A 24,851-nucleotide genomic window follows, 5' to 3' on the forward strand; every position below is an offset into this window, starting at 1 on the left:
TGCATCAAAAAGGAGCTGTCCTAGTCAGTTATGACTTTGGAGACAGCTCCTTTTAAATTGCTGCACCCGTACGTCCGTTCCATGGACAACCCTGTCCTCACCGCTATATTAATTAAATATTGCAGGAGCCTTACTTCCTTTCTAGGCATGATCTGAATGGTTAATTAGAATGCAATCTGTACAATAACCATAGACATCAAGCTTGTAGCTAATGGGCTTGAAACTGTTGGTTAGTGTTGGGAGCTCGATCCGCTCGGTCACTAAATCAATGGGTACGGATCTCTCGCAGTCAACACAGATCAGATGGTACTTTGGATTCTCCCGATCAATGATTCGAAATCTCACCTCATCCCCCAGAACAAAGGATTCAATGATCATCAGTTCAATAAAAAGTTTGATGTTTTGGTATATCGTGCCATAACTCAGTCCTATAAATTGTTTTTCCATCTTCTGATAGATATCAATGGCAGATAGAGGCCTTGCGGAGTTTAAAATAAGATCTATCATTGCTTTGCGCTGTTCAGTTAAACGCATGCCTTTGCTAGCTAATTTCTTAAACTGTTCCTGCAGGTCATGTTGTTCAATTATTGGATGCTGTCCCTTCATTCGAAGCGCTCTCCTTCTACTTCAGCTATGATATGGCTCCAACTGGTGCGGCATCTCTAGGTAAAGTTCTTGGATTGTAAGCTGCATAACCGTGAGCGATTTTGTCGTAACTCATTTCACTATCTTCAATAATCATTTTGCGCTTGGCCTTCAAAATAATTTGTTCAATGTCGGCAAAACTGCAGCCCTGCAGCAGCTCTTTCGACTGTTCAATGAGCTTTCTCTTTTCCTGCGAAACCCCAAGTAGTTTTGTCAAAAATACATCAAGCTCCGCCCTGCCTGGCAATTCATACGTCATTCGCGTATCAAACCGGCGCCACACTGCCGTATCCAATTCCTCTTCCAAATTCGTCGCAGCCATAAATGTGCTATTACTATGGAATTCATCGAGGCATTGCAGCAAAGTATTGACCACTCGCGCCATCTCTTTCACTTCATCAATAGAATCTCTAGCCCTTGCAATGGCATCGAATTCATCGAGAAACAGCACACATGGCGCCAGCTTGGCGAATTCGAAAATTTTACGAATATTCGATCCCGTTTCACCGAGATGACTATGAATAATCGCATCCAATCGAACGACAATCAGTGGAAGCTCCAAGCGGGACGCCAGATAATAGGCCGTTAGTGTTTTCCCTGTTCCCGGAGGGCCAAACATAACGATTTTGTTCGGAATTGATACCTCGGCTTCTTCGAACTTCTGCTTCATATTCTGAATGGTTATAAATTCTTCCACGATTTGCTGATTGTTTTCTTGCAGGACGATATGTTTGATTTTCTTCAGGCACTCATCAGGTGTATAAACAGTTGCCGTTTCAATCCCTTTGGATTTGGGCAGCCTGATATTTTTTTTAGTGGTCATTCTTTATTTGCTCCTCGTTTTGTACGTATTCGGTGCCTAAACCTCATTCTCAAAAGACTCAGCGCATTGCTGGATCATCTGACAGAAGGAACGGTTGTGGCCTATGTAAAAGGATGAAAGATCGTATCGGTTCCTTGCGGGTTCAAAGGAAATCAATAAGCGATGTCTCATGCGCTTCATGGTCAATTGGACAAATTGCTCGGCTCGCTGAGATGCTATGATCGTGAGATAAGCATACAGGGAATGGTCTTCTGGTTCATCAAGTGGGCTTACACCTGCACAAGAGAATTCAGTCGCAATTTGCTTCTGCTGAAGCAGCATCAAGGCTGGAAACAATTCCGCATCCACGTGGATATGTCCGAGAAGTGTCGTCTTCTTAGCATGCTTGCGCTGTTTCTCACGTGCTGCCCATTGCAATAACTCTTGCTCGCGGCGGCGCCACTGAGCATCTGTGTGATGACTTAGAATGACTTCGCTTTCCTCATTGGGTTTCAAACTCATCAACCCCATCAGCCTCCTCTGGGATAATCTCCTTCACAAAGCAGAAAACCCGGACAAGTAAGCCCGGACTTTCTTGGTTTATTAACGTGTTTCACGATGAAGTGTGTGACGCTTCAGACGCGGACAATACTTTTTCAGCTCTAAACGAGATGTTTGGGTTCTTTTATTCTTCGTCGTTGTATAGTTTCTGTCACCAGTTTCCGTACACGCCAATGTAATAATGACTCTCATGCTGTTCACCTCCTATCATACATCATGGCTGAATTTATTGTGGCAAAGGGCAGGCTTCTTCCAACTCCATCATGGAATTCGGCAGCTCATCCTCGAAAAGATTCCAATCTCCTTGCATTTCAACATCCGTTAGCAAGCAGGCATCCAAAGAAGCGACGATACCAACTCGGTCCATCTCCATGCCGATGAATACAACCTTATTAATGCGATCTCCATAGGTATCATCCCAGTGTGTGATTTGATCCGCGTCTTCTTCGAGAACAGCTTCTCTTTCACCATCTGGCAGCGCAGATACCCAATACCCTGCTGGACCGAAGCGAATAGAAGGACCAGCTTGGCTTAAGTTCTGAGCGTGATCGTTGCGCGTTGCAAGCCACATGATCCCTTTAGCTCGGATGATCTCAGCCGGCCAATCTTCCATCCAACTCATGAGCCGCGAAGGCTCGAATGGACGAATTCTTTCGTAGACAAAAGAGGAAATGCCATATTCTTCAGTTTCTGGTGTATGTGATTCCTTTTCCATTTCCCGCATCCAGCCTGCGGACGTACTCGCTTCATCGAAATTAAATAAATGAGTGTTCAAAATATCGGTTGGAGCAACCTTCCCGTGAACCGAGCGAATGAATTTGGCTCTAGGTTGTAATGTGCGTAGTACGCCCTCTAGCTCAATCAGCTCATCTTCTTCCAGCATGTCACACTTGTTCAAAATCAGGACATCACAAAACTCAATCTGATCAATCAGCAGATCAACAACTTCGCGTGTATCATCTTCACCCACAGCTTGACTGCGTTCAAGAAGCGTTTCTCCAGAGGAATAATCCGTCCAGAAACGGTAGGCGTCTACGACGGTTACCATCGTATCGAGACGGCAAAATTGCGTAAGATCAATCCCTTGCTCTTCATCCATATACGTGAACGTTTGTGCAACCGGTAAAGGTTCACCTACACCCGTTGATTCAATAAGGATATAGTCAAATTTATTCTCTTTAGCAAGCCGCTCTACTTCCTTCAACAGATCTTCACGTAATGTACAGCAGATACAGCCATTAGACATTTCAACCAAACTCTCATTCGTACGGGAAAGCCCGTTGCCTTCTCTAATCAGCTCGGCGTCGATGTTGACCTCACTTAAATCGTTAACAATAACCGCAACTTTTAAGCCATCACGATTATGTAGGACGTGGTTTAATAGCGTTGTTTTGCCTGCTCCCAAATAGCCGCTTAAGACGGTTACAGGTATTTTTTGATCTACCAATGTCATAACCTCTCTCTATTCGTAAATTTTACGTATTCAAATGATTAAAAAAAGCAAACTCATGATTCTATTTATTCATTTAACGCTTTTTTCAATGCTTCTAGGTTATTCGTCATAACACCGATGTAATCAAGGTTTTTCTTTTTATCATCGTCCGTTAATCCCTCTAATGGATTCAACACAGCCGTTTTCGCACCGACTTCTTTCGCAATTGTATTCGCAACCTTTGGATCTACCAAAGTTTCAAAGAAAATCGTTTGTACCTTATTATCTTTCGCAAATTTAATAATATCTGCCATTTTATCAGGAGCTGGCTCTTCTTCAGGGGAAAGTCCGGCAATAGGAACCTGTGTCAGCCCGTATTCTTTGGCCAAATAACCAAATGCAGCATGCTGCGTGACGAATTCTTTACGCTTTACATTTGTAAGACCTGTTTTAAATGACTCGTCCAAGGCTTTAAGCTTTCCGATATAGGCATCCGCATTTTTTCGATAATCCTCTTTGTGAGCAGGGTCAGCTTGCGTTAATCCAATCACTATGGCCTCAACCTCTTGCACAGCAAGAACCGGAGTTAACCAAACATGCGGATCTAGGATTTTGTCTCCATGCGCTTCTTCTTTATGGTTTTTATCTTCTTTCTTGTGATCCTCTTCATGCTCTTCTTCCGCTAAGCCTTCCATTAATTCAATTCCTTTACTGGCTTCAACAACAACACGATTCTTATTCTCAGCGCTCTTAAGTGCTTGCTCCGCCCATCCTTCTACAATACCGTTGTAAACGAACACATTGGCGTTCTTCAGTTGTTTCATATCTTTCGCACTAGGCTCCCAGTCATGGGGTTCAGCCCCCGGCGGGATTAGAGCAATCACATTGGCATGATCACCTGCAACCTGTTTTGTGAATTCATACATGGGATAGAAGCTTGTAACGACATTTAATTTCCCATCGCTTGAAGCGGTGTTAGATGCACAGCCCGATAAGAGAGCAGCTGATAGTACGGTAAAAGCAAGTGATTTCGTTACCCAGATTTTTTTCATTGTTTTTTTCCTCCTAATATTTGTTGAATGATGAAATTGTCGTTTCTTTGGACATACGAGGCATGGTGTCAATTGCATTTTTTGCTTTGCTTTTGCTTAATGTCAGCACGACCTTTTTCAAACCCAAGCCAGCAATAAGAATAAATAAGAGAAGCAGCGCTATCGTTCCTCCCGGGGGTGTACTAAGCTGATATGACGCGGTAAGTCCGGAAATGACACCAAGTAAACCAATACTCATAGCTATAAAAAGTGCGGATGTAAAACTAGGTGCAATCCGAATGGCAAGTGCCGCGGGCAGTACAATTAATGCCGAAACGAGAAGAACTCCCACAATGGGCATAGCCGCAGATACAATCATACCTGTTAAGACGCTAAAGCCAAGTGAGATCCATTTCACAGGAAGCCCATTTGTCTTAGCTGTATCTTCATCGAATGTAATCTGATAAAGCGGACGACGGAATATATAGAAAAAGATGCCCCCAATCATCGCTACCACAAACATGAGGAGAAGCTCGGTTTCGTTCACAGCAACCACAGAGCCGAATAAATAAGCGGAGAAGCCTTTATTAATGCTTTGATTGAGACTCATAATGATCACTGCTGTAGATAACCCACCCACCATGATGATAGCAACCGAAATTTCACTATAGGTTTTATAGGACCTCCTTACATATTCAACAGCTATAGCTCCTAACGTAGCTACGACGAATCCAGTCAAGGTTGGATTGATATTTAGATACGCACCTCCTGCAACCCCAGCCAAGGAAACATGGGAGAGCATGTCAGCCATCAAAGCTTGTCTGCGAAGCAGCAGATACACACCCAGAATCGAAGCCAGGATGGCAATTAACCCACCGGCACAAAATGCCCGCTGCATGAAGTCGTAGTGCAGCATTTCCATCCGCCATCCTCCTTCCTCTCCAGCTCAATGATTCGATCCAGATAGGGAGCGACCTCGGTAAGGCCATGCGTCACCATAACAACGGTTCGCCCGTGAGCTTTCACTTGATGATGCATCAACTCATAGAAACCAAAGCGGCTCTCCTGATCCATCCCTGTCGTCGGTTCATCGAGAACAAGCATATCGGGCTCCTGTGCAAGCGCTCTGGCTATGCAAATTCGCTGCTTTTGACCGCCAGAGAGCTCACCGATCTTGCGCTTGCGCAAATCCCACATCCCAACCTGACGGAGTGCTTTCTCCGTCTGCACCTCATCTTCTTTGTCGAGTTTACGAAACCATGAGCGGCTTGCGTACCTGCCTGATTGGACAAACTCCAATATGGTGCTAGGGAATCCACTGTTGAAGGCGGAGATTTGCTGAGATACGTAACCCACTCTTAGCTTCCTCCCCTCTTTATTGGTTGAAGACAAGAAAATACTCCCTTTCCAAGGATCAAGCAAGCCAAGAAGTAATTTCAGCAAGGTCGACTTGGCTGCACCATTGGGGCCCGTTATAGCTACAAATTCACCCGACTGAATCTCTACACTCGCGTCTTGAATACAAGGGACATCATTGTAACCGAATTCCACCTCATCCATGGAGGCTACCAGCATAAGAACAAATCCTTTCCAACTTTATATGTAAAAATTACGATTTTATATCATGACGATCCTCGATTCATATGTCGAAGCCCAAACTACAAGAAAGTTATTAGGCATTGCGGTTGACAAATCGTAATAATTACTTATTACAATGAAGAATATATCTTTTTCCAGAGGTTGTGTCAATAAGAAATCTTTGCAGGTAATATGCGAAACTTGAGGTAACTCATAGAAAAATGGCGTTCACCCCATGGAGTGAACGCCGTATATGGAATCTAATGTGCCGCTCGTCTATACTGAAAAGCGCATATCGTTTTATTTTTTTATTAAACCAAACGAAGTATTTAGAATGGTTTCGATTTGTTCCACAGGCACCCCTGTTTTCTCTAGAATACGGGTACCACGCAAGGCATTAGCCAAGAAGGCTCCTAATTCTTTGCTTGTGAAGCGTGTCGTAATCTCTCCTAATGCTTGCCCTTTACTAATCACTTCCTCGAGCACAAGCTGGACGTCACTAAACATTTTTTCAACTTCATTGGTTACTTCCTCATCACTAATTCCAAATTCCAACGCCGTGTTTACCATCAGACATCCGTTGCGGCTATCTTCATTTTTCGAACAAAGTGAAGCCGATTTAACAGCATCTAGAATTTCCGTTGGCGACCCGCCTCGATCGACCACTTCTCGAAGTGAATCGAGATTTTGCGCTCGATACAGGGCAAGTGCTTTTAAAAAGAGTGAACGTTTGTCTTCAAAGACGCCATACAGACTTTGTTTTTTGACATGAGTCTTATTGGTGAGATCTTCGAATGAGGTTGCTTTGTAACCTTTTGCCCAAAAAACTTCCATCGACTGATTCAATACTTTATCAACATCAAATTCTCTTGGTCTGCTCATAAGTGAATCATACAAATAGTTGACTACGAAGTCAAGAATATAAGGAGATGATTTCCTGAGTTTTGCAAAATTAATTTTAACAAGATGAATAAAAAACCATTTAATCCACAAAATACTCCTACACCACAAAAAAGGAGTGAATCAAATGTCTAGAAGAAGAAACAGCAATACATTAGTCGTGCAACAAGCAAGAGCAGCTCTTGACCAAATGAAATATGAAGTCGCTCAAGAATTAGGTATTCAGATTCCTCAAGATGGTTATTACGGCTACATGGCTACTCGTGATACTGGCGCAATCGGTGGTAACATTACGAGAAGATTAGTTCAACTGGCCGAACAACAGCTAACCGGCGGAATTAGACGCTAATTCCTTGGGTGATGTGCAAGCAAAACAAAAGACTGTAACCACCACTTCCTCCTTTGGTGATTTCAGTCTTTTTTTTATGCTCATGTAACGAATTCTATGAATACTGGGGACCGAAGTTTTCCATTTTTGGTCCAATTTCTCGTCTTAATCTTTGCCATGATTCGTGGTTCCATATAAGCAAAATTCTTGTCTTCCTTGAATACTAAGCGATTCTTCAAGCTATCTAAAGCTTTCTGTTGAATTGGTGTTACACCTGACTCAATAACCCCGACTGGGAACTTCGAGCCATCAGCTGCATCAATAGAGGCCAATAAGGCAAAATTATTTTTTCTGTAACCGGATATGTACACATCCGCATAAGTCCAATTGATCACCTTTTGCCACTGTTTGGAGCGTTTTTCTATTTCGTATTTGGAATTCTCTTTTTTCGATTTAATGATGATGCCCTCAAGTCCCCGCCCACGAACCTGCTCAAAATAATCAACTGCATTTCCTTCAAACACTTTAACCTTTTTATAATTCTCAGTTTCAATGAAAGCCTTGTCCAACAGTTCTTTACGCCCCAGTAAAGTTAGACCCGTGACGTCAATTCCTTTATATCTCAAGATATCAAATGCGCAGAATATCACAGGTGTTTTGTTTTTCCTAGATAAAAACCTGGCCGACATGGCTTCAAAGTCTGGTTTCCCTTGATCATCAACAATCATTAATGCACCATCAAGTATCGTTCCTTCAGGCAGGGGGCAATTATACAATTCGGGGAATTTATTTGTGATCAAATTATTATGCCTCGTATAAACATAGAGTTTATCCATGTTGGAAATAATACACCTTAGACCATCTAATTTTAATTCCGCTATATGATTTTTACTGTAAAATGGTTTATTATCTTTTGCGTTGTACGCTAGCATAGGAGAAATGAACATTTTTTATCACCCTAAGCTAAATGATACTTCACTGTTATTCATCTGCCTAATGGAACTTGGAGGAAAACTCATTTGAGGTAAGGACGCATCTCTTACTTTACCGCAATCGCTCTACTGTTTCCTGTTGGAATTGCTTTCGCTCCTTTCGTTGTCGAATGATATGCATATCCACAATTTCACTTAGCCTAGTAAAAAATCCATAGCTAACTATACTAAATAAGGTAAACTTCGTCGCCTTACCCTAACCTAAAAAATATAAATTCTTATGTAAAAAAAGACACATACCTGTGCCCTTTTCACCTATCTGTTATTGTCTGATAACTAAAATATCACGAGGAGGGATACCGGTACTTTGGATCTGTTGAATTTGGGAATTTGTAAGGTTGCGTCCTACTAAAATTAAGGAAGAAGTTAGATTATTGAAATTACCTAAATTCGACACGTTTTGGCGTCCACGAAATATGCGAATGGATCCCTGGAAGTTAATTCGTGAAAACAAAACTAGTGTCACAGAATCTGTGGTTGAAACATTTCTTAGACGGAAACTGGATAGGACGTTATCAAAACGGAATGCGCCCAGATCTCGAACTGCTACACCTCCACGTCTAAGAGCAATCCGCCGATTTGTAAAATTATTGCCAGAGAAAAGTTGGAGCCTTACATCTGTGTTTGCCAATTCTATCATCCTTTCTTTTGGAATAATATATTCTATGATTGATTCATAGGAATGGTTTGGACAAATATGCATGGCAAAACAACCGTTTTTCTGTATAAAACTGGATGGAACAAAATTGAATACGGAAAACATGGGAGAGCGACTGAAAGAGAAAAAAGCCCCTGATAGGGGCAAATTTAAAGTAGACGATCTTCATTATCCTAATCGATTCGATTCAGCTTTGTTGAAAGATGTAAGATCCGCTACATGGTCCTTTAGTTCTAATCGCGACTTTTGTGGTGAACCCGCCCGCCAAACTGCCAATTCTAGCGATACCATAAGGCATAACAGTAATAGTCACTGTGTTATTTAAGAGCAATACGAAGGATTTGCTACTGTTGTTAGATATTGCTAATGTTCCGTCCACTTTAGGGACTACAAATAATGGTTTTGTACCTGATGTTGGGAAATTAAATGACCCGGCATGCGAATATTTAGACATACTTTTCCACCTCCTCTTACTGACTCAATTAAATTATTCAGATCAATATATTTTGTCCGGGTGTTTGTTGATCATTGAGTAAATTGGTGGATAGGAAAATGAACATTTAGGCTCATGAGGAGGTGCAAGATGAAGTACAAAGTTTGGGAAGAGTTTTTTCGGTGGTGTATGATAGTTGGCAGAAATGTTAACAAGCGAACCGCCGACACCGTGAAGGCCCGAATGAAACTATACGAAGCGATCAAGAAGGCTGAGGCAGATAAAGAATATCTAGCTCGGATGAATGGAGCTGAACCGCAAAAACCCCCGCCTAACAAAGATTCGTTCTTCTAGCATAATCACCTCCTCATTTTTCGTAACGGATTTCATTGAACGTATGAAGTTCAGATAAAAAAAAGTATTTGACCCCGAAGAGATCAAATACTTTAATAGGCGTAAAAATGGTTAGTTTCCCAAAGGCTTACCGTCTTTAAATTGCCCTTCATACGTAATTTTCCCATAATAATCTATTAGCTTGCCGGTTCCTTCCGGCACACCGTTTATAAACATTCCTTCATAGATTTGTCTATCCGATATAAAAAGCCTTCCGTAGCCTTCCCTTACTCCGCCTACAAAAACACCTTCATACTCGAGATATCTCCTATAGTCTTGGCCCTTGCCATGTTTTTCTCCATTTTTCCATTCGCCAATATAATCTTTGAAATAGTGAATTCCATAACCTTCGAATTTGTCGTTTACAAACTCTCCCTCGTACTCTAAAATTTTAAATCTTGTGTTATCATATAACTTGCCTTTGCCGTGACGGTTATTCTCTTTAAACCCGCCTTCATACAATAGTCGTCCTTGTGAGTATAACTTGCCAGATCCATCATATTTGTTTTTTGCGAATTCGCCTTCATAAAGAAGCATTCCTTTTACATAAAACCGACCAATACCATCGTATTTTCCGTTTTTAAAACTGCCTTCGTATATCATTTCACCAGATGGATCATATCCGGCCCCTTGCCCTTCGGGTATTCCATCCTTAATTTCTCCGACATAATAATAATCAGTCATATCATTGCCTTCAACGAATCCTTTTTGGATGAATTTCCCTTCTTCTTCAATCTCATTATTCACGAATTCAGCATCATACCACAGGGAACCATCCTCCCGATAAAGTTTACCTTTGCCATGCATTTTTCCATCATGTAGTTGTCCCTCGTATCTTAACGTTCCGTTTGAATAATAAAGCTTTCCTTCGCTGCTGGGATCAATGATGTACACTTTGCGAAGTTCATTGTTCCAAATCACTTTTCTCCCAGTTGCCTCCCCAACGAGTCGTAGCGGAACCATCGTAACGTCATTTTTGATTTTTGGCGCTGCCTCCAAGGTGATTACAACTCCGTTAACGATTGCTCTAGGCTCGTCGATCTGCAACTGAATCGTTACGCCATCTTTAGAACCGGTCACGGTTCTTGTTTCGGCGTCCCACTTTATTCCTAGCCCAAGCTTCTCGAAAATAGGACGGAATTGAACCAAGGTGGAACCATTCTCGATAAAAGGCTGCTCTTCAAAAGTTACATTTTGTCCATCTGCATAGACCTTAACACGCTTAGCATCCGACTTACGCAGAGGGGCTAAAGGTGCCAATGATTTATCCAGTTCTGGGAATTCAGGTCTAATTATAGCAACTGGCGCAGGTGAAGGAGGGGGATCTGGTTTGAAGTTCGTTGGTCCGTCCACAGATTTTTCAATCTGTAGCGGCATCGCCTTCATTGTTACCCCATCAAGCCAAATGAGCGTGTCGCCAATAAATGCGATTGGCAACGCGGGTATCAATTGTTCCTCGGACTGTGTCAATTGCATGGTCGTGCCGTCATCTATTCGAGCTCCCATAAGTTGATGAATGCCATTCTTGTCTTCATTCACCCAAGCTACATAATTATCGCCTACCGCTAATTGGGCATAAAAGCGCGTACTGTTGTTAAACGGTGTTAAGTACTGAATTTTGGGTGAAGTCCCACCTAGCTGCAATAACGCTAATTGTCTTCCTTTATCATTTTTTGATACATAATATAGAGCTGTATTTCCTTTAAACTCAACAAAACTATTGAAAGTGTAGCCACCCGGAGGAGCGATCTCAAGCTTTATAACGCCCGACTTAAGATCATATAGATTTAATTTCCCCCCAGATTTAAAAAGCACATTGCCGTTGTCAATAATTGGTTCTCTACCTGACCCAATAGTCGATACGGTACCCGTGGCCCATTCATAGGCGAATAGACTGCCTCCCGTTTCCCAAACGATAAACTCGCCATCAGTGCTTGGCGCTGAGAGTGGTCCAGGTGTGTCCGTAAGCTTTTTCTCAGCTCCTGTACTTAGATCATAGGCATAAACATTGAAATCGAATTGGGAATCGGCTTTTTCCAGCCACACTACAAGTGTACCACTGATGAAAGCGCTTCTCTTATGCTTTGGTGTGGTTGTGATTTGCTGCTTTTCACCGGTAACAATGTGCTGTACCGTGATTTGGTTATTGTCCAGCCAAACCATATTTTGTCCTGAGATTGTGGATTCCCCTGAGTATCTTGTTGGGAAAATCGTTTCCTCTGCGAATGCTCTAGGAATGTAGGAATTCCCGAACAGACACCCTATAGCAATAGCTAGAGACATGATTATGTAAAGATGTTTTCTAAACGTTGTTTTAACCATGGGTATGTTCAGTCCTCCGTTATGAAATAAATACAACAAGTTCCCCTAGATTATCCAATAGTTCTTCTGATATCGACATAGGGCTTTTGTCATATTTATGCAAAGGAGCAGAACGCACCAAAACCTAACATGAAAATCTTAATACCATCTCAAGGCGACAGGCAGGCATTGGATAAACAAAACAAGGCTCTCCAAACGTTTCATCATCGTATTCACCCTTTCAAAAAGACAGAAAACGCCTATCCGTGTAGGATAGGCGCCATTGCCTTAAGTATTAGTTGCACTTTGTCGTGCGGTTAATTGAATTATACTTCCAGTTGGACTTCGTGTCAATTATAGTGACACGAAATAATGTTATTCTTGTTTTTTATTAATATAAAGATATTAAATGGTATATAATATGACATTTAATCAGTGAAGGGAAACCAAAAGCGGTTGTAACTCGCACGATTTCAGTATGAGGGTGTAATAAGAAGCGACGGAAAAAGCAATTTACGGCATTGCAACGTAACAAATACAGCCGGCCTCTCAAGAGGGCAGGTTGTATTTGTTTAAAGGATTTTAATTGGATGGAATGATTCGAATATCCTTATCCAAATTGGCAAGCATCATGAAATTGCGATTGAAAGTAAAGATGCGTTTTACCTGATAATAGGACATGGTCACAGCAGTGAATGCTTCGCTGAGCGAGAAACGGAGCTCGGGCCTGTCCATAAGCAGTCTGCGCGATTCCCCCTCAATTTCGGGGCCGCTAGAGATGACCGCCAGCTTGCCTTTACTCACTGCTTTATCAATTGCATTCAGAAAATATTCCGCCTGCTCATAGCTGTATTCATTGCGAAGCCATTCGTGAAGATCAAATATAATGGAGTTGGTCGTCATGTAATTACGTTCAAGGTCATGCAAATCCAGAAACAGGGAACGGGCTTTCGCATAGCGGGGGTCTTCAGGGTTCATTAAAGCGGCTAAAGCTGTTTCATCCAGAAAAATTGCATCTTGAATGTTCAAGTGATTATCCATATGTCAGCACTCCTTAATCCTCTAGTCTGCAAATACCATCCAAATACAGAAGCGGGTTATTTTCCTTTTGATCCACTGAGATGGGGGTTAATTCGTATGGGGCGCTTTCCAGGTATTGGACAATGATTCCATTGACGATCGCTTGTACGGTCGTATGCTGCATATCGGCGATTGCTTTCAGCTCAACATAATATTGCGGATCGAGTTCTATAGTGCCTTCTTCTTGTTCTTCACTTCTTGAAGAAATGAATTCGGAAGCGGTAGACTTCGCTTTTTCGAATTGATTTTGAATGAAGCGTTTGTAATTATTCGCCATCGTGATTCACTCCTTATGCATAGCTTTTATAACGATTCGTCGAATTCTGTCGATTTCAGGGGGTAATGTCGGGCGGAAAGCCAGCTTCTGGCTTCCTGCAAGGTGATGGGTGTCTTGGGAAAATAAAGAATTAGAGTGGTTTAGACGTATCAAAATCAAAAATTGCTATCGCTGATGAGGGTAGGAGTGAATCGCGGTACTGGGGTACTATCGTCCATACGAAAGAAGCTGTTCGCAAATTGATTCAACAACTCGTAGAACGGAAGAGGTAACGCTTGAAGTTTGCTATGAAGCTGGACCTACTGGGTATGTGCTGTATCGTTGGCTACTAGAGGTCATTTGCACCAAACGGTAGAGAAAAAGGAAGGGACAGGGATTAAGTTTGAAGGAAACAAAGAGAACAATCGAGGAACGACTGATAATACAGGGAAAATACAGGATTCTCAAGGCTTTAGGAATATACCTTATTCCAATTTCCTATCCCCATAAGCCAAGTGGAATCAAGAGTGAATGCGTGAAATCAGCTCAGCTTGCATTCATAGTTTGTAATCTTTAATCGGAATTTGTAAGCTTTGTGTGGAGTTTATTGGGTGTTAACATGAGGAAGCAAAAACGGACAAGCCTTTTTGACTTGAGCAATTAAAGTTTGCAGTTTATCAGGAGAATAATGGCTGGATGGGATCGGAGATGGCACGGGAGCCTGGAGAAACAAAAAGCCGAGCGAAATCAGGAATGGATGGCTGTAAACTATATTTAGCCAAATAGCATGGGTTTATTTAGGAATATCTTTCCAGCCCACCATTTGTTGAAAGCGTTGAGCCAGTCAAGATTACCGAAGCCCCCTCCTTTAGATGGGGTAAAGCGACTTGTATTATCATTTAGCTAGTTTGAGCTGCTTCCGGTCGGTTCGGCCTATACCCAGCGGCAAGCTAAGCGCCCCCAAGAAGACGATGAAAGCCGCTCCGATTAAAGCGGTACGGTAGCTGCTATTTCCCAATATCAGAAGACCTGCAATGAGCGGTCCGATTATTTGCCCCAAGCCAAAGAAGGTGGTTAGCAAACCTATAATCTTTCGGTTGTTTTGCGGGTATAAATCCTTGGCAAAAGCGACGGACAGCGTCGTTATTCCCATAAAGGTTACGCCGAACATAAGGGCGCCTGCTAATACGGCAGTTGAAGAAGGAATAAGAACTGGAATCGCAATGCCTATGGATTGCAGCAGCATGGCAACGGTCAATGTCCACTTTTTTCCCCATCGAGAGGCAAGCATCGACCAACCGACGCACGAAGGCGTCGCGGCAATACCAACCAGTATCCAACTAAGTGACGCAATATTGGGGATGTTTGAAACCGACTTGGCGAAAGCTACAAGATAGGTCCCGGTAACAATGTAGCCCAAGCCTTCCAAGCCATAGGCAATCATCAAACATATCAAGACCCGCCGAACGGCCGAAGGGTGATGGTCGTGGTCATGAGGAGAGCTTAACGTCTGCGTACCGGTATGCCTGTCCCGCAACGAATACCAGGCTGCCAGACCTAAGATCAGACTGATCAGTCCCAGTCCCTTCCATACTTCGGTCCAATCGCTGTTTCGGGCAAGCAGCGGAACTGAAAGTCCGGTCAGCAGAATGCCCGCTCCCACGCCTCCGTAGAATATTCCGGCTTGGAGCGCCGATAAACGATCCAGTACGATGCTGGATGCGATGACAAACACGATTGCGCTGGCAAGGCCCGACAAAGACCGGAGTACGAGCCAGGCCTCTAGGCTGTGGAACACACCCATTCCCCATGTGGTCGCAATACTGACGATTAACCCGGCGAACAGCAGCGTGGATCGGCCTTTAACCTGGACCAGCGTCAGGACAAACGCGCCGATCAAATACCCCAAGTAATTGCTTGAAGCCAGATAGCCCGTACCCGCGGCGGAGAACAGATGGTGATCCATCATCATCGGGAGGATAGGAGTAAAGGCGAACCTTCCGATTCCCATAGCCACCATCAATGCTGCTATGCCTCCGAGCAAAACGATCAACGTCCTTCTCTCCATGCTTTCCCTCCTGTCTTTACCTTCGTCTATTCATTCATCATACAATGATTCCTGTTATCATGTATAATACAGAATAGTGATATTGAATATCTTAAATTCAGATATCTAAACCTAAATATACAGGAGGTCTATATGGATATTCAGTTGCTCAAAGTGTTTTTTACCACGGCGCACGAAGGTAGCATTTCTAAAGCGGCTCATAAATTAAACTTTGCCCAATCCAACGTCACCCATAAGATTCAACAGCTGGAGACCGATTTGCAGACTCAGCTTTTTTACCGCCACAATCGGGGTATTACGCTTACCCCTTCCGGTCAAATCCTTGTTTCCTATGCGGAGAAAATATTGCATGTCATTCAGGAAGCCAGATTGGCCGTCGGAGACTCCTCCGTTCCCGCAGGGCCGCTTTATATCGGGTCTCTGGAAACAACCGCCGCCGTTCGGCTGCCTACGCTGCTTACCAAGTATCATACCGAATATCCGGCGGTCGACTTCTCTTTAATTACCGGTACTTCCGAGAACCACATTCATGCGGTTCTTCATTATGAGCAGAACGGAGCATTCGTGGCCGGTCCCGTGGAGCATCCCGATTTGGTTCAGGAAAATGTCATTGATGAGGAGCTGGTACTTGTCACCTCGGTCTCCCATCCGCCAGTTAATTCCATCCATGATGTGCAGCTGTCTACACTTCTCGTATTCCACAGCGGCTGTTCCTACCGGGCAAAATTAAATCAGCTGCTCCATGATGAAGGCATATTGCCCGTTAAGCTGATGGAATTCGGGTCGATTGAAACGATTATAGGCTGTGTAGGCGCCGGCCTCGGCATTGCTCTTCTGCCGCGTTCCATCATAACCGAGTCGGAAAAGCAAGGCCGAATCCGCTGCCATGCGATCCCCGGCAAGCATGCCATCGTCACAACCGTGTTCATCAGGCGCAAAGACGCTTTAATCACGCCCGCATTGTCAGCCTTCTTATCGGAGATGCGAGCCCATTTTAGCTAAAGTACTGGAATAAGAGCAGACCCAGTGCCGTGTTGGCACTGGGTCTGCTCTTATATTTCTTAACCACGAGAGGGTACTTTAACCATTCTCGGATTACTTGCCAACCGTATACAAGATGTTAAGAAGGGAATACTTGGAGAGAATCTGCTCTGAAGGAGAACGTGAATGAAGTCCACTGAAAAAATATCGGGAAGTCAATTATGCTTGTTAATTTTTTCCTTTATAGCTCCCATCGTCATTCTTATGATACCAGGTTTGGAGTCGGATATCTCCAAGCAAGATGCATGGATAACGATTTTTCCTGCTGTCTTGATCGGGTCATTAACGATTTGGGTGATGATCATTTTGTCGAATCGCTATCCGGGTCTTACGATTATACAGTACAGCTCTCAAATTATAGGGAAATGGCCTGCAAAATGCTTAGGATGTTATTTTATTTATTACTGGATTAATTTTGATTTCATCGTTCTTAATCAACACATACAGTTTATAAATACCGTTCTGCTTATGAGAACTCCTGCTATCGTTGTCAGTCTAACGTTGGCACTCTTATGCGGTATAGCAGCCTATATGGGTATCGAATCTATCGCAAGATCTAATGAGTACATTTCCTTACTCATCTTTGTTTTGTTGATTCCACTCTTGATACTCATGCTCGCAGAATCTGATTCGGAGCGGATCCTTCCCGTGATGAGTCAAGGAATGGTTCCAGTCCTTCAGGCGTCCGTTTTCCCAACCGCTTACTTAAGTCAATTTTTTATTTTGGGGTGGCTTCTTCCTTATTTGAATCAACCGAAGAAAGCAACCAAAGTTTCGTTCATCGCATTGTTGCTTATCGCTAGTCTTCTCTGCATTACTGTTATACCTCTGATTATGATCTTTGGGCCGTTAGCCGGTAAATTGACATTTCCAGTGTTAGAAGTAGTTCGGTATATAGGTATAACAGGAAGCTTTGAACGCTTGGAAGCTATAGGGGTGGCTATATGGGTTATGGGTTGCTTTGTAAAAGATTCTCTCGTCTGCTTTATTATATGTCTAAGTATATGTCATCTTTTTAACATTAGAAATTACAGGAACTTTGTATTCCCTATAACGATTTTGGCAGCGATAGGATCTGTTTCGGTTTTTAAATTTTATTCCACTGATTTGAATACTTATTTTAGATATTCTTTTCCAAGTTACGCATTTTTTACACAATTAATTTTACCCCTTACACTTCTAATGATTGATACAATAAAGAGGCGCTGGAGGAAGTCAGAGGTTTAGATTTCATTGTTTTAAAATGATTTTTCCGATGGGCTCAAAAATGAATCTAACAGGAGCTGTTATGCTAATATGAACATGGGCAAATAATAAAGAGCCTAGAATCATACATAATCCCATCAAACAACTATATACAACAGCTACTTTAAGCTGTTTTTTATTTAGAAACATCTGAACTCTATAGCAAGACCAACCCAACGTTAAAATAACAAAAGTTGATATTTGCAGGATCATTATTCGGACTCCTTTTCTTTCGATTCGAAGGAAGAATGTACCATTCCCTCTCCTTTTATTGTCAGGTTAACTTCAACCGATATATCTGCCTCTGGGAACCGAGTATCCCATTGATTTTTCAAAATTGCCCACTTCTCAGGGTTATGCTTATAAATTTCTTGACCAAAGCCCACGCTATCCACTTTATATTTCTTTTGGATTTTAAATATAACATCTTGGACTTGTTTCTTGACTGCATCTTCCAACGCTTTTGTTATTAGCTTCAAATTCTTTGGTTCGTTGATATCCAGACCGGAATTATTCTCGACCAAACTTCCTTGACCTTCCAGTTGGATCTTAAATTTTACTGAATCAAGTGGAGTCTGCGTAATGATTTTGCGGTCAGCATGGGTTATCAACATCCCAACTTCCCCATTACCTTCAGGTAAATTTGCCGTGATTCGACCGAACTTCAGCTTGTCCGTCACCCACATCAGCCCCAATGTTTCATTTATATCTAATAAACCGGATAGTTTTAAATCTTTAAAAACGCCGGCGCCCGCTAACCTAAATAGTTGCTTATGTGGATCTTTGGAGTGGATATCGGATTCAATTACCCCTACGACGGGATGAACACCCTCACTTTCAGACGAAATAAAAAAATCCTTCAATGTTACTGCTAAATCATCTCCCGAATTTTCCATTTCCCTCACCGCTTCGATGGGCGCTTGCTTTAAAGGATAATTCATTTGCAAAATATTCTTCCCTTCTTCCCCTTTAACAACCATGATATAGGTCTTTAAGCGATTTCTTGGGTCATGAGTAAAGATATCCAGTACACCTTGAATTCCATGCTTAGCTAAACGTTCACTAATAAACACAACGCTGCGATGAGAGTAGAACAATATACGTGAGCTTTTCTTCTGAAGTTTTTGATGAATTTCATTTCCATTTTTTCCTTCTGCGGATATAACGAAAAATTTATCTTTGCTGCCGCTCCCTCCACCACCCATTCCTCCTTCAGTGGATGGAGTTGCGATTTGAAGGGAACATAGCAGCATGTTGCCGTCGTCCGACAGGTCCATTGCAGTACCTGTGACAAATGCAAGATCATTCATTTCCATACGATCCCAACACCCGCTAATAAAGACAAATACGAGAAGAATCATATATTTTAGTCTTCTCATCTCTTAACCCCCGATCGAAATTTCGCCCAAATCGGTATCCTTATCAAAACATCCTTCAAGCCGGTCAACTTAAGCGGAGAGACTGGAGAAAAATAAAGAACCCCGAAGGAACGAAGGGAAGTCACGTGTAATATGATGCCTATCAATCCTAGAACAATGCCATAGAGGCCCAGTGTCCCCGCTAAGAATAACATTGGAAAACGAAGTAATCGGATCCCATTTCCAAAACTATATCGAGGAATCGTAAACGCCGAAATGCCAGTGATGGACACGATAATGACTACTGGAGCAGATATTAATCCCGCTTGAACCGATGACTGGCCAATGACTAAACCTCCAACGATACTTATGGTTGGGCCTATCTGTTTAGGCAGACGGTTTCCGGCTTCCCGCAGGGCTTCAAATATGACTTCCATAAGTAAAGCTTCAATCATCGCAGGAAAGGGAACGGCTTCCCTTGATGCAAGAATACTCAGCACAAGATTAGTGGGTATCATTTCCTGATGGAAGGTCGTAATAGCTACATACAGCGGAGGTGCAAATATCGCTAAATTGATAAAGAGGAATCGAATCCATCGAACAAAAGTAGCGACTGGCCAACGACTATAGTAATCTTCACTTGCCTGAAGTCCTGTCCAGAACGTCATCGGAACAATAAGGACAAATGGGGTAGTATCCACAAGAATGGCTACTTTTCCTTCAAGCAATTCAGCAGCCACCACATCTGGACGTTCTGTGCTGTGAACTTGGGGAAATGGTGAATACGGTTGATCCTCAATAAATTCTTCGATATACGCTGAATCGAGTACACCGTCCAATTGTATGGAATTCAATCTCGTTCTAACTTCGTCAACTAATGTTTCCTGCACAATACCCTTTAGGTATGTAATGGCTATTCGAGTCTGGGAAACCTCTCCTAAAGTAATATACTCTATCTTTAATTTTGAAGTTTTGAGTCTTGAACGTATCAAACTTATGTTTGTTGAAATATGTTCAATGAAACCGTCCCTTGGGCCGCGTATAACAGGCTCGGATGACGCTTCTTCAATACTTCTTTTGGATGAACCGGGAATTGAGACCGTTATCACATTGCTGCTACCTGTAATTAGAATGGCGGCATAACCCTCTAATAGGTTACGAATGGTTTCCGATACTTTTGTAGAGCTATTCGTGGTTCCAACGGAGATCATCTCACTTTTAAGATCTCCTGCTTCCTTCGGAAATTTATCATTTGTTATGCTCGTGAGCATTGGTTTAATTACATGCTCATCGAGCATTTTTGTATCAATCAAGTTATCTATGTAAACAATGAGCCCTTGAAGGTTATGATTACCTTCTATCCTTCGGTATTCCAAGTCAGAACAATCCTGGAATGTTTCTCTTAAAATCTTTTCGTTTTGCTCGATATCCGATGTAAACTCATTATTATTGTCTTCCTCTAGGTTATTGCTTTTCATTTTAGGAAGATTTTCATAATTATTGAATGTATCTTTACCTCTTATAAACCATCTCATGAAAACTCCTCCTGGTTGACACAGTCACTGCTATTATTCCAAATAGAGTAAGACATATACGATGAATAAAGACGCCCCTTATAAGTAGGGTAAGACGGGGGATTACTCCCCCGGACTCCCCATCAAACCGTGCATGCGGATTTCCCGCACACGGCTTTCCTTCGTCAGTTCCCCATCTTCAGGAGTGAGTCATCTTCACCCGTCACCGGGCTGCATATTTCACAACTGAATTAGAAACGTGTGGTGAGTAAGTTTGTTAGAAATACCATTCCTGCCGATTCCAACACTTTGTTGGGTATCAGCGAATTAGAAACCGTAGATTTCTTTTTACACATAAAGGCTCGCACCCTCATGCGCGTCCATTCGTCTAACCGTTGAAACTTCTTCTTTACATTCCCTATGCCGAAGTAATTACCAAACCCTCGCACAATTTCATTTAGTTTCTTGAGCATTCCATCAAGGTTAATCCCTTGTTGCCTGCGGGTGATCTTACGGACTTTATCTTTGTATTTCTTCACTTTCGTGTCAGGTACAATGAGATATCCCTTCCAGAAGTCGAATCCAAGAAAGCGAAATCCATCATCGAAATGTACAACCTTCGTTTTCTCAGGGTGCATTCGTAGTTGTAATTCGTTTTCCAGAATGGTCTTTGCCGCTAGGTATGCCTCTTCAGCCTGTTCCTTTGTTTTACATAGAATGACTGCATCATCCGCATACCTTACCACTGCAAAACCTCTCTCCTTCATCCCCCAGTCGAAATGGTTCAAGTACAAATTCGCAAGCAATGGCGACAAATTTCCGCCCTGTGGAGACCCGATTTCCGTTTCATGGAACTGATCATCTTCCATGAATCCCGCCGTTAGCCATCCGCGAATGAGCGTCAGTACTTTTCCGTCGGCGATTCTCTCATGTACTTTCTCCATCAGTAATTCGTGTGGAATTTCATCGAAGAAAGACATAATGTCCAGGTCAACCACATATTCGTATCCGCCGCGTTTCGCGCGTCGAATCGTATTCACTGCTTGGTGCGCCGAGTATCCTGCTCGAAAGCCAAAGCTATAATAGTAGAAGTCTTTCTCGAAAATCGGCTCGATGATCTGGCGTACCGCTTGCTGACATACGCGATCTCGGATTGTAGGAATACCTAACGGTCTTAATTTCCCATTCTCCTTCTCAATGTAATGACGTCGCACAGGGTCAGGCTTGTACCGCCCTTGTTGCAATAACCTTTGGAGCTCCCTCAGGTTCATACTCACATTCTTCTCGAACATGGCAATGCTTACGCCATCGATTCCGCCGCTTCCTTGATTCTTCCTCACGGATAGCCATGCTTCGTACAGATTTTCTATTTGGTACACTTTATCGATCAGGGAGTAATATCGTCGTTTCGGTTTCATTGGTGTTTCACCACCTTTACCGCTACTCACCAAACTGGTCTTGTTTCCGCTACAGATGATCGATTCCTTGCTTGTTCCACGGGCGTAACAAATGCGTCTTAGACTCATTGTCAATCACTCTGTTGGTCCGCCGTGTACTCAGGTCGCCAGTAGTCCTTATCCGTTGGCGTTCTTCGCCATTGGCGGGACGCACCCACTTGGAGCTACTCTCGTTGGTTTAAGGCGCTTACGATCTCCACTCACGCAAACTCACAGATTTTGACGAAGCACGTCCCCTTTGCCTCTGTCTTCCCTCTTTTGAAGCGGAAGCAGGTTATGCGACTGAGTCTTCTTTCTCGCGCGCATACTCATCCGAGTTTTCCCCTCCAGACTGTTACCAGCTTTCATCGGCTCGGACTTACTCGCTATTACGGAACGATCCGCCATCTCGCAGCCCATTGATTCGGCTTTCCCTTTAAGGTTATACCTCCCCTACCTTGTCCGCGTTTGCGTCAAGGAAGCTACGAGACTTCCCTCAGTTATCTGCACATTCTATTCCATCCATCCTGACCCTAATCACGTCGATGAGCCTTGCAGGTCATATCCCTTTGTTTGTTTCCCTACAAGATATACATATTTGCATAAGTTTCCCCGTTTGTTTGGCGGGTCACCCAACATCGCCGCCACCTCTGGTTCACCGCATTCCGGGCTGGATTTTGCCTGCAGGCCCTTCGGATTCCCTCTCACAAGAGACACCCTGCCAATCCTAACCCTGCTGGATTAGGACCTCTACTTCGGCTACGGCACTTTAAAGGGTAAAGTTACCGAGTGGATTTGAACCACTTAGATTGTGCGACTGTGAGGCGCACAAATCAAACCCAGTGCCAACACGGCACTGGGTTCATTTATAAAGATATTAACGTAATTACTTCATCTTAGCGGCAAGCTGCCGGCGATATTCCAACGCAGGTAGTCCGCCCCAACCCCAATTTTCGGTATCAACCTCTTCGATAACTACGAAGGTAGATTCTAACGGCTTGTTCAGAACATTGAGCAGAAGTTCGCTGGCTCCTTTAATAAGCGCTGCCTTTTCTTCTGCTGTGATAGACTGACGGTCTGGAGTAGTCCCCTCACGGGTCACTTGGATCGTAACGATCGGCATGAATATTCTCCCCCATTCGGAATGATATGTTTAGTTATTATTGTTCTAAACCGTTTTTAACCCATTTAGCAACGGATACGGTGCGTTTTGCTTGATGCTCGGCAGCAGCGCGCACGTCTTCCTTCATTGCTCCATTTTGATCCACGGATACACTTGTCATGTGTATCGCTTATTAGAGAATAATTTGCACCTGATTGATAGTTTCTTGCACGATACTCTCTGCACTTTGGCCAGAAGTAAGCATCCGCAAACCTTGTCCTGCCCACAAAGACATATAATCGGGATTATTTTGCTTGGCCGCAGCAGTTCTAATATCCCTTGTCGCGGTATTTTGGGTAGGGAACGGAAGCGGCTCTAACCTGCTCTTCTCCCAAACTTCGATAAATTCGTTAGCAACCCCTCTGGCTGGACGACCGGAAAACACGTTCGTGATCACCGTGCTCTCCTCGGTGCTGGCAAGCAGTTTTTGCCGATACGAGATATGCGCTCCCGATTCAACCGAAGTCAGGAAGCGCGTTCCCATCTGCACACCCTGTGCCCCAAGTGCGAGGGCGGCGACAAGCCCGCGGCCATCCATAATCCCTCCTGCCGCAATTACCGGAATATGAACACGGTCAACAATTTGCGGCACTAAGGCCATTGTGCCAATATTAGCACCCATGGGTCGATTGGAAATGTCAAATGTTCCACGATGCCCCCCGGCCTCGCTGCCCTGAGCCACAATCGCGTCGCATCCCGCCTGTTCAGCAAGGAGCGCTTCATTGACCGTCGTCACCATTGTGACAATTCGAATGCCGCCCGCTTTGGCTTGCTCAATCATATGTGCAGGAAGAACGTCAAACGCCGTGCTGATAACCGGGACTTTTTCCTCCAACACAACGGTGAATTGTTGCTCGAAATGATCTGGCGTCCGCACGCCTTCTCCCGCGACCTGCGGTAGCCCGAATTTATTTCGGATATCATTCAGTTCCCGTTGAACTTCGCCAGTTCTCGTATTGTCGTCGGTAGCCCGAATAGAAAATAAATTCACTCCAAAGGGAGCATTCGTTAACTTACGAATGTCACGAATCGCACTACGGATCGCTTCGGGCTCCATATAAGCGGCTCCTAGCGTGCCAAGCCCACCCGCATTGGATACGGCCGCAGTCAAGCTGACCGTTCCAGGTCCACCTGCCATGCCAGCCAAGAAGATTGGGTAACGAATATTAAAAATGCGACAAAGTTCTGTGTCAAGTTTAATGTTCATCTTCCTCCCCTCAAAAAATTTATCTTCCATCCCTCATCATTATAGGATAGTGTTTTCGCGCTTTTAATCCATTTGGAAAAACGGCGCGTTTTTCATATAGACAATATCGATTTTCTCATGTAAGGGACCGTTTTGTTCGGTTCTATCCTTAAGCTCCAGCCATTCTGAATCTTCCAGAAAGGCTTGGAAGTTCCGTTCACGGGATGCCGCGTCCAGATGCTCAAGTACGTAATACAACCGATCCTTTGATTCGTCCACATCTACCCAAAAATTCGTTACCTTTATATCATGTTTAGCAAAAATTCTTATCGTATCATCCCGAAACCGATTCAGTATCGCTTGCATGCGGCCGGGAACCACTTGGTAAATCCGCAGTTCATACAGCATAAACGCCATCCTTCTTGTTTTAATTCAGTATTTGTCCGCATTC

General features: G+C 43.3%; 27 protein-coding genes and 1 pseudogene. 4 read left to right on the top strand and 24 right to left on the bottom strand.

Annotated elements, in window-relative coordinates; genetic code table 11:
• Positions 1-141: 141 nt before the first annotated feature.
• From QFZ77_RS34765 to QFZ77_RS34805, 9 genes are all read right to left on the bottom strand, one after another.
• Positions 142-606, bottom strand: a complete 465-nt coding sequence (locus tag QFZ77_RS34765) for a Fur family transcriptional regulator (protein ID WP_307447684.1) — start codon at positions 604-606, stop codon at positions 142-144.
• Positions 607-631: 25 nt separating this feature from the next.
• Positions 632-1,468: an AAA family ATPase gene (locus QFZ77_RS34770; protein ID WP_307447686.1), complete on the bottom strand. Its 837-nt coding sequence runs from the start codon at positions 1,466-1,468 to the stop codon at positions 632-634.
• Between the two features lie 36 nt (positions 1,469-1,504).
• Complete coding sequence (locus QFZ77_RS34775; RefSeq protein WP_307450065.1) at positions 1,505-1,969, bottom strand: hypothetical protein; 465 nt, start codon at positions 1,967-1,969, stop codon at positions 1,505-1,507.
• Between the two features lie 81 nt (positions 1,970-2,050).
• Complete coding sequence (gene rpmG, locus QFZ77_RS34780) at positions 2,051-2,200, bottom strand: 50S ribosomal protein L33 (RefSeq protein ID WP_029195131.1); 150 nt, start codon at positions 2,198-2,200, stop codon at positions 2,051-2,053.
• Positions 2,201-2,234: 34 nt separating this feature from the next.
• Complete coding sequence (locus QFZ77_RS34785; RefSeq protein WP_307447691.1) at positions 2,235-3,461, bottom strand: GTP-binding protein; 1,227 nt, start codon at positions 3,459-3,461, stop codon at positions 2,235-2,237.
• A 65-nt stretch (positions 3,462-3,526) separates the two neighbouring features.
• On the bottom strand, positions 3,527-4,492 hold the full coding sequence (locus QFZ77_RS34790; protein WP_307447693.1) for a metal ABC transporter substrate-binding protein: 966 nt from the start codon (positions 4,490-4,492) through the stop codon (positions 3,527-3,529).
• 13 nt (positions 4,493-4,505) lie between these two features.
• Entirely contained in the window at positions 4,506-5,393 is an 888-nt protein-coding gene (locus QFZ77_RS34795) for a metal ABC transporter permease (RefSeq protein WP_307447696.1), read from the bottom strand.
• Complete coding sequence (locus QFZ77_RS34800) at positions 5,339-6,046, bottom strand: metal ABC transporter ATP-binding protein (RefSeq protein WP_307447699.1); 708 nt, start codon at positions 6,044-6,046, stop codon at positions 5,339-5,341. Before QFZ77_RS34800 ends, QFZ77_RS34795 begins: the two co-directional genes overlap by 55 nt.
• A 303-nt stretch (positions 6,047-6,349) precedes the next feature.
• Positions 6,350-7,042, bottom strand: a complete 693-nt coding sequence (locus QFZ77_RS34805) for a TetR/AcrR family transcriptional regulator (RefSeq protein WP_307447704.1) — start codon at positions 7,040-7,042, stop codon at positions 6,350-6,352.
• A 34-nt stretch (positions 7,043-7,076) separates the two neighbouring features.
• Here QFZ77_RS34805 and QFZ77_RS34810 point away from each other — a divergent pair, with 34 nt between their 5' ends.
• Positions 7,077-7,298, top strand: a complete 222-nt coding sequence (locus QFZ77_RS34810; RefSeq protein WP_307447707.1) for an alpha/beta-type small acid-soluble spore protein — start codon at positions 7,077-7,079, stop codon at positions 7,296-7,298.
• Positions 7,299-7,378: 80 nt separating this feature from the next.
• Here QFZ77_RS34810 and QFZ77_RS34815 read toward each other — a convergent pair whose 3' ends face one another.
• Positions 7,379-8,224 (bottom strand): ATP-dependent DNA ligase, encoded by an 846-nt coding sequence (locus QFZ77_RS34815; protein WP_307447710.1) that lies wholly within the window; start codon positions 8,222-8,224, stop codon positions 7,379-7,381.
• A gap of 890 nt (positions 8,225-9,114) precedes the next feature.
• Entirely contained in the window at positions 9,115-9,381 is a 267-nt protein-coding gene (locus tag QFZ77_RS34820; protein WP_307447713.1) for a hypothetical protein, read from the bottom strand.
• A 129-nt stretch (positions 9,382-9,510) separates the two neighbouring features.
• On the opposite strand from QFZ77_RS34820, the gene QFZ77_RS34825 reads away from it, so the two are divergent.
• Positions 9,511-9,714: a hypothetical protein gene (locus tag QFZ77_RS34825; protein ID WP_307447716.1), complete on the top strand. Its 204-nt coding sequence runs from the start codon at positions 9,511-9,513 to the stop codon at positions 9,712-9,714.
• Between the two features lie 111 nt (positions 9,715-9,825).
• Here QFZ77_RS34825 and QFZ77_RS34830 read toward each other — a convergent pair whose 3' ends face one another.
• The 4 genes from QFZ77_RS34830 to QFZ77_RS34845 form a co-directional block, all read right to left on the bottom strand.
• Positions 9,826-12,075, bottom strand: a complete 2,250-nt coding sequence (locus QFZ77_RS34830; RefSeq protein WP_307447718.1) for a stalk domain-containing protein — start codon at positions 12,073-12,075, stop codon at positions 9,826-9,828.
• A gap of 561 nt (positions 12,076-12,636) precedes the next feature.
• Positions 12,637-13,095 carry a hypothetical protein gene (locus QFZ77_RS34835; protein WP_307447720.1) on the bottom strand — a complete coding sequence of 153 codons (459 nt, stop codon included), beginning with the start codon at positions 13,093-13,095 and terminating at the stop codon, positions 12,637-12,639.
• Between the two features lie 13 nt (positions 13,096-13,108).
• Positions 13,109-13,411 carry a hypothetical protein gene (locus QFZ77_RS34840; protein ID WP_307447723.1) on the bottom strand — a complete coding sequence of 101 codons (303 nt, stop codon included), beginning with the start codon at positions 13,409-13,411 and terminating at the stop codon, positions 13,109-13,111.
• A gap of 874 nt (positions 13,412-14,285) precedes the next feature.
• Positions 14,286-15,458: a YbfB/YjiJ family MFS transporter gene (locus QFZ77_RS34845; RefSeq protein WP_307447726.1), complete on the bottom strand. Its 1,173-nt coding sequence runs from the start codon at positions 15,456-15,458 to the stop codon at positions 14,286-14,288.
• Between the two features lie 132 nt (positions 15,459-15,590).
• Between QFZ77_RS34845 and QFZ77_RS34850 the strand changes: the two genes are divergently transcribed.
• On the top strand, positions 15,591-16,460 hold the full coding sequence (locus tag QFZ77_RS34850) for a LysR family transcriptional regulator (RefSeq protein ID WP_307447728.1): 870 nt from the start codon (positions 15,591-15,593) through the stop codon (positions 16,458-16,460).
• 165 nt (positions 16,461-16,625) lie between these two features.
• Positions 16,626-17,726 carry a GerAB/ArcD/ProY family transporter gene (locus QFZ77_RS34855; protein ID WP_307447731.1) on the top strand — a complete coding sequence of 367 codons (1,101 nt, stop codon included), beginning with the start codon at positions 16,626-16,628 and terminating at the stop codon, positions 17,724-17,726.
• 3 nt (positions 17,727-17,729) lie between these two features.
• On the opposite strand, the gene QFZ77_RS34860 is transcribed toward QFZ77_RS34855, so the two are convergent.
• The 9 genes and pseudogenes from QFZ77_RS34860 to QFZ77_RS34900 form a co-directional block, all read right to left on the bottom strand.
• On the bottom strand, positions 17,730-17,957 hold the full coding sequence (locus tag QFZ77_RS34860; protein ID WP_307447734.1) for a hypothetical protein: 228 nt from the start codon (positions 17,955-17,957) through the stop codon (positions 17,730-17,732).
• The gene (locus tag QFZ77_RS34865; RefSeq protein ID WP_307447737.1) at positions 17,957-19,123 is read right to left on the bottom strand and encodes a Ger(x)C family spore germination protein; all 1,167 of its coding nucleotides are present in this window, start codon (positions 19,121-19,123) and stop codon (positions 17,957-17,959) included. Before QFZ77_RS34865 ends, QFZ77_RS34860 begins: the two co-directional genes overlap by 1 nt.
• The gene (locus tag QFZ77_RS34870) at positions 19,120-20,637 is read right to left on the bottom strand and encodes a spore germination protein (protein ID WP_307447740.1); all 1,518 of its coding nucleotides are present in this window, start codon (positions 20,635-20,637) and stop codon (positions 19,120-19,122) included. Before QFZ77_RS34870 ends, QFZ77_RS34865 begins: the two co-directional genes overlap by 4 nt.
• A gap of 230 nt (positions 20,638-20,867) precedes the next feature.
• Positions 20,868-22,034: a group II intron reverse transcriptase/maturase gene (gene ltrA / locus QFZ77_RS34875; protein ID WP_307440052.1), complete on the bottom strand. Its 1,167-nt coding sequence runs from the start codon at positions 22,032-22,034 to the stop codon at positions 20,868-20,870.
• A 249-nt stretch (positions 22,035-22,283) separates the two neighbouring features.
• Positions 22,284-22,472: a hypothetical protein gene (locus QFZ77_RS34880; protein ID WP_307440050.1), complete on the bottom strand. Its 189-nt coding sequence runs from the start codon at positions 22,470-22,472 to the stop codon at positions 22,284-22,286.
• Between the two features lie 466 nt (positions 22,473-22,938).
• On the bottom strand, positions 22,939-23,175 hold the full coding sequence (locus QFZ77_RS34885; protein WP_307447744.1) for a tautomerase family protein: 237 nt from the start codon (positions 23,173-23,175) through the stop codon (positions 22,939-22,941).
• A 37-nt stretch (positions 23,176-23,212) separates the two neighbouring features.
• Positions 23,213-23,332: pseudogene (locus QFZ77_RS34890) on the bottom strand (NAD(P)H:quinone oxidoreductase, type IV); the annotation flags it as partial.
• Between the two features lie 15 nt (positions 23,333-23,347).
• Positions 23,348-24,421, bottom strand: coding sequence for an NAD(P)H-dependent flavin oxidoreductase (locus QFZ77_RS34895; RefSeq protein WP_307447747.1), 1,074 nt, complete (start codon positions 24,419-24,421; stop codon positions 23,348-23,350).
• 63 nt (positions 24,422-24,484) lie between these two features.
• Positions 24,485-24,808, bottom strand: coding sequence for an NIPSNAP family protein (locus QFZ77_RS34900; RefSeq protein ID WP_307447751.1), 324 nt, complete (start codon positions 24,806-24,808; stop codon positions 24,485-24,487).
• Between the last annotated feature and the right edge of the window lie 43 nt (positions 24,809-24,851).

The organism is Paenibacillus sp. V4I3 (genome assembly GCF_030817215.1).
Taxonomy (GTDB): Bacteria; Bacillota; Bacilli; order Paenibacillales; family NBRC-103111; genus Paenibacillus_E.

Excerpts from the sequence above, each read along its gene's own strand:
- QFZ77_RS34765 (WP_307447684.1), bottom strand. The coding sequence starts at position 606 with ATGAAGGGACAGCATCCAATAATTGAACAACATGACCTGCAGGAACAG.
- QFZ77_RS34770 (WP_307447686.1), bottom strand. The coding sequence starts at position 1,468 with ATGACCACTAAAAAAAATATCAGGCTGCCCAAATCCAAAGGGATTGAA.
- QFZ77_RS34775 (WP_307450065.1), bottom strand. The coding sequence starts at position 1,969 with ATGAGTTTGAAACCCAATGAGGAAAGCGAAGTCATTCTAAGTCATCAC.
- rpmG (WP_029195131.1), bottom strand. The coding sequence starts at position 2,200 with ATGAGAGTCATTATTACATTGGCGTGTACGGAAACTGGTGACAGAAAC.
- QFZ77_RS34785 (WP_307447691.1), bottom strand. The coding sequence starts at position 3,461 with ATGACATTGGTAGATCAAAAAATACCTGTAACCGTCTTAAGCGGCTAT.
- QFZ77_RS34790 (WP_307447693.1), bottom strand. The coding sequence starts at position 4,492 with ATGAAAAAAATCTGGGTAACGAAATCACTTGCTTTTACCGTACTATCA.
- QFZ77_RS34795 (WP_307447696.1), bottom strand. The coding sequence starts at position 5,393 with ATGGAAATGCTGCACTACGACTTCATGCAGCGGGCATTTTGTGCCGGT.
- QFZ77_RS34800 (WP_307447699.1), bottom strand. The coding sequence starts at position 6,046 with ATGCTGGTAGCCTCCATGGATGAGGTGGAATTCGGTTACAATGATGTC.
- QFZ77_RS34810 (WP_307447707.1), top strand. The coding sequence starts at position 7,077 with ATGTCTAGAAGAAGAAACAGCAATACATTAGTCGTGCAACAAGCAAGA.
- QFZ77_RS34815 (WP_307447710.1), bottom strand. The coding sequence starts at position 8,224 with ATGTTCATTTCTCCTATGCTAGCGTACAACGCAAAAGATAATAAACCA.
- QFZ77_RS34820 (WP_307447713.1), bottom strand. The coding sequence starts at position 9,381 with ATGTCTAAATATTCGCATGCCGGGTCATTTAATTTCCCAACATCAGGT.
- QFZ77_RS34825 (WP_307447716.1), top strand. The coding sequence starts at position 9,511 with ATGAAGTACAAAGTTTGGGAAGAGTTTTTTCGGTGGTGTATGATAGTT.
- QFZ77_RS34830 (WP_307447718.1), bottom strand. The coding sequence starts at position 12,075 with ATGGTTAAAACAACGTTTAGAAAACATCTTTACATAATCATGTCTCTA.
- QFZ77_RS34835 (WP_307447720.1), bottom strand. The coding sequence starts at position 13,095 with ATGGATAATCACTTGAACATTCAAGATGCAATTTTTCTGGATGAAACA.
- QFZ77_RS34840 (WP_307447723.1), bottom strand. The coding sequence starts at position 13,411 with ATGGCGAATAATTACAAACGCTTCATTCAAAATCAATTCGAAAAAGCG.
- QFZ77_RS34845 (WP_307447726.1), bottom strand. The coding sequence starts at position 15,458 with ATGGAGAGAAGGACGTTGATCGTTTTGCTCGGAGGCATAGCAGCATTG.
- QFZ77_RS34850 (WP_307447728.1), top strand. The coding sequence starts at position 15,591 with ATGGATATTCAGTTGCTCAAAGTGTTTTTTACCACGGCGCACGAAGGT.
- QFZ77_RS34855 (WP_307447731.1), top strand. The coding sequence starts at position 16,626 with ATGAAGTCCACTGAAAAAATATCGGGAAGTCAATTATGCTTGTTAATT.
- QFZ77_RS34860 (WP_307447734.1), bottom strand. The coding sequence starts at position 17,957 with ATGATCCTGCAAATATCAACTTTTGTTATTTTAACGTTGGGTTGGTCT.
- QFZ77_RS34865 (WP_307447737.1), bottom strand. The coding sequence starts at position 19,123 with ATGAGAAGACTAAAATATATGATTCTTCTCGTATTTGTCTTTATTAGC.
- QFZ77_RS34870 (WP_307447740.1), bottom strand. The coding sequence starts at position 20,637 with ATGAGATGGTTTATAAGAGGTAAAGATACATTCAATAATTATGAAAAT.
- ltrA (WP_307440052.1), bottom strand. The coding sequence starts at position 22,034 with ATGAAACCGAAACGACGATATTACTCCCTGATCGATAAAGTGTACCAA.
- QFZ77_RS34880 (WP_307440050.1), bottom strand. The coding sequence starts at position 22,472 with ATGGGCTGCGAGATGGCGGATCGTTCCGTAATAGCGAGTAAGTCCGAG.
- QFZ77_RS34885 (WP_307447744.1), bottom strand. The coding sequence starts at position 23,175 with ATGCCGATCGTTACGATCCAAGTGACCCGTGAGGGGACTACTCCAGAC.
- QFZ77_RS34895 (WP_307447747.1), bottom strand. The coding sequence starts at position 24,421 with ATGAACATTAAACTTGACACAGAACTTTGTCGCATTTTTAATATTCGT.
- QFZ77_RS34900 (WP_307447751.1), bottom strand. The coding sequence starts at position 24,808 with ATGCTGTATGAACTGCGGATTTACCAAGTGGTTCCCGGCCGCATGCAA.